The following is a 2413-nucleotide window of genomic DNA, read 5'->3' as shown; positions in this document are numbered from 1 at the left end:
GGGCACGGCCGGCAGCGCCGCGACCACCTGCGCCCCGGCGAGCGCGGCGCGGATGCCGGACTCGACCACGGCCTCGCCCTTGTCGGCGAGCGCCGCGGCGAGTGTTGCGTACACGGCCTCGGCCGGCAGGCCGATGAGTTCGGCGAGCAGGCCGAGCGCGACCATGTTGACGCGGCTGCCGGTCTCGTCCGCCAGCGCCTGCAGCGCGACTTCGGCGCGGCGCGGATGCGCGCGCAGGATCGCCGCCGGCAGCTCGCCGGCGGCCGGATCGCCGATGACCAGACTGTCGGCACGCAGCGGCAGCTCGGCGGCGAAGCGCTCGATGTTCTGCCAGTCGACGGCGAGCAGCACGTCGAAGGCATCGTCGGGCGCCTCGACCGGATGATTCGCCAGCCGCAGCAGCGCGGCGGCCTCACCGCCGCGGATCTGCGGGCCGAGGGCCCGCGACATCACGCCGTACAGGCCGGCGGCGGCGGCCGCGTCGAGCAGCATCTGCCCGGCGGTCATGACGCCGGCGCCGCCGGAGCCGCACAGCACAATGGAAACCGATTGCGGATTCAGTGATGGGTCCATGAGTCTCGCGACCTCTCGCAGCTAAGGCAAAGCCCTGAAATGAAAGGCCAACCCGCTGGCGGGTCGGCCGCTGCGGGGCATTTCAGCACCGGCGGGGCGGCGAAATATTGCGCTGCGACAACTTCTGCCCGTGCGAGCGGACGCATCCGACAAAATGCTGATCCATATCAAGAAGTTGTGCGCACCATTGCGGTGCGCGATGCACCAGTCCGGGGGGCTGTGGCGGTGCAAGGGATGGGCAAGGGGCGGACTAGGGGTGGTGCGGCCGGAAAGAACCGGCCGCCGTCGCTGCCGGGCGGGAGGGTGGACGGCAACGGCGGCGGCCGGGGCAAGACAAGCGGATGAAACGGATGAAGCCGGATGAAAAGGCAGGCGGCGCCGCGGTGGAGGGCGCCGCCGGGTGGCGGGACGCTCAGACGAACTGGTCGTCGTCGTCGCCGCCGAAACCGCCGAAATCGTTGTCGGCCGAGGCGGTGGAATCGCCGAAGCCGCCGAAGCCGCTGCCGGCGTCGCCGAGGAAGCCGCCGCTCGACGGGATGTCCTCGGCCGCCGAGGCCAGATCGAAGTTCTCGGCCGCTTCCGGCACGGCCGCGGCGACCGCTTCGGCGCCGCTGTCACCGAATACATCGGAGAACATGCTCATCAGCGCGTGGCCGAGCAGCACGCCGCCGGCGACGCCGGCCGCGGTCTGCAGCGCGCCGGACAGGAAGCCGCCGCGCGGCGCCTGCTGGAAGGCGCCCGGCTGCGGCTGGTAGGGCGGAATGCCGGCACGACCGGCCGGCGCGCTGCTCGCGCCCCCGCCGAACAGGCCGGACAGGAAGCTGCCGCCGCCGGCAGCGCCGGCGGCCGGGCGCGAGGCGAGTTCCTGTTCGAGCTGCTGCACGCGCTCGTTGAGGCTCTTCAGCGCGTGCTCCTGCACCAGCATCGCCTGCGTCATGTAGTACGCGACGCCCGGCTGGCGGCTGAAGTGCTCACGGATCACGGCTTCGGCCTGGGCATCGCGCGGGCCGGTCTTCTGTTCGGCCAGTTGCAGGCGGCGGTACAGGTCATCGATCAGGGATTTTTCGTTCTGGTCCATGGTTGGACTCCGGTGCAGGTGCCGAGGCAATTTTCTATCAGGTGATTTCTTACCTGTAAAGCTCGCCCGGCTCGGCGGTCCGGTACGGGGTGGCGCTTCAGACCGCTCGCCGGGCACCGTGTTCGCTGGCAGGAGCGAACCGCACGGGCGCCTAAGCTGTCCCTAAGCCGGCCTGCCCCCGGCTGACCATGACCACAAGCAATGAGGAGTTTCCATGAACAAGCGACTGAGTCTGACGCTGGCCGCCGCCCTGACCGCTGCGGCCGGCAGTGCCGCACTCGCGGCCGACTCGATCACGATTTCGATGGACCAGCTCGCTGCCGACGGCGGCATGACGCCGGCCGGCATCGTCGTCGCCACGCCGGCCGCCGACGGCAAGGGCGTGGTGTTCAAGCCCGAACTGAAGGGCCTGCCGCCCGGCGAGCACGGTTTCCACGTCCATGAGAAGCCCGACTGCGGCCCGGCCGAGAAGGACGGCAAGAAGGTACCGGGCGGCAATGCCGGCGGGCATTACGATCCGGACAAGACCGGCCGGCATGCCGGCCCGACCGGCGACGGCCACCTCGGCGACCTGCCGGCGCTGGTCGTCGCCGCCGACGGCACGGCGACCGCGCCGGTGACGGCACCGCGGCTGAAGATGTCGGACCTGTCCGGCCGCTCGCTGATGATCCACGCCGGTCATGACAACTACGCCGACCAGCCGCAGCCGCTCGGCGGCGGCGGCGCCCGCATGCTCTGCGGCGTGATCCGCTGACGGCGCCG

At 71.2% G+C, this 2413-nt stretch carries 3 protein-coding genes; 1 reads left to right on the top strand and 2 read right to left on the bottom strand.

The features are described from left to right. On the bottom strand, positions 1-573 hold a 573-nt coding region (locus PKE44_RS18385; RefSeq protein ID WP_324554137.1), incomplete at its 3' end, for a 2-oxoacid:acceptor oxidoreductase family protein. 412 nt (positions 574-985) lie between these two features. Further along, entirely contained in the window at positions 986-1651 is a 666-nt protein-coding gene (locus PKE44_RS18380) for a DUF2076 domain-containing protein (protein ID WP_324554135.1), read from the bottom strand. A gap of 214 nt (positions 1652-1865) precedes the next feature. On the opposite strand from PKE44_RS18380, the gene sodC reads away from it, so the two are divergent. Beyond that, positions 1866-2405: a superoxide dismutase [Cu-Zn] SodC gene (gene sodC / locus PKE44_RS18375; RefSeq protein ID WP_324554133.1), complete on the top strand. Its 540-nt coding sequence runs from the start codon at positions 1866-1868 to the stop codon at positions 2403-2405. The last annotated feature ends 8 nt before the right edge of the window (positions 2406-2413 follow it).

Origin of the sequence: Plasticicumulans sp. (assembly GCF_035331805.1) — a bacterium.
GTDB lineage: Bacteria > Pseudomonadota > Gammaproteobacteria > Competibacterales > Competibacteraceae > Plasticicumulans.
This window is presented reverse-complemented; position numbering and strand designations above follow the sequence as displayed.

What these genes read in the sequence shown, in the direction of transcription:
- sodC (WP_324554133.1), top strand. Translation starts at nt 1,866, where the DNA reads ATGAACAAGCGACTGAGTCTGACGCTGGCCGCCGCCCTGACCGCTGCG.
- PKE44_RS18380 (WP_324554135.1), bottom strand. Translation starts at nt 1,651, where the DNA reads ATGGACCAGAACGAAAAATCCCTGATCGATGACCTGTACCGCCGCCTG.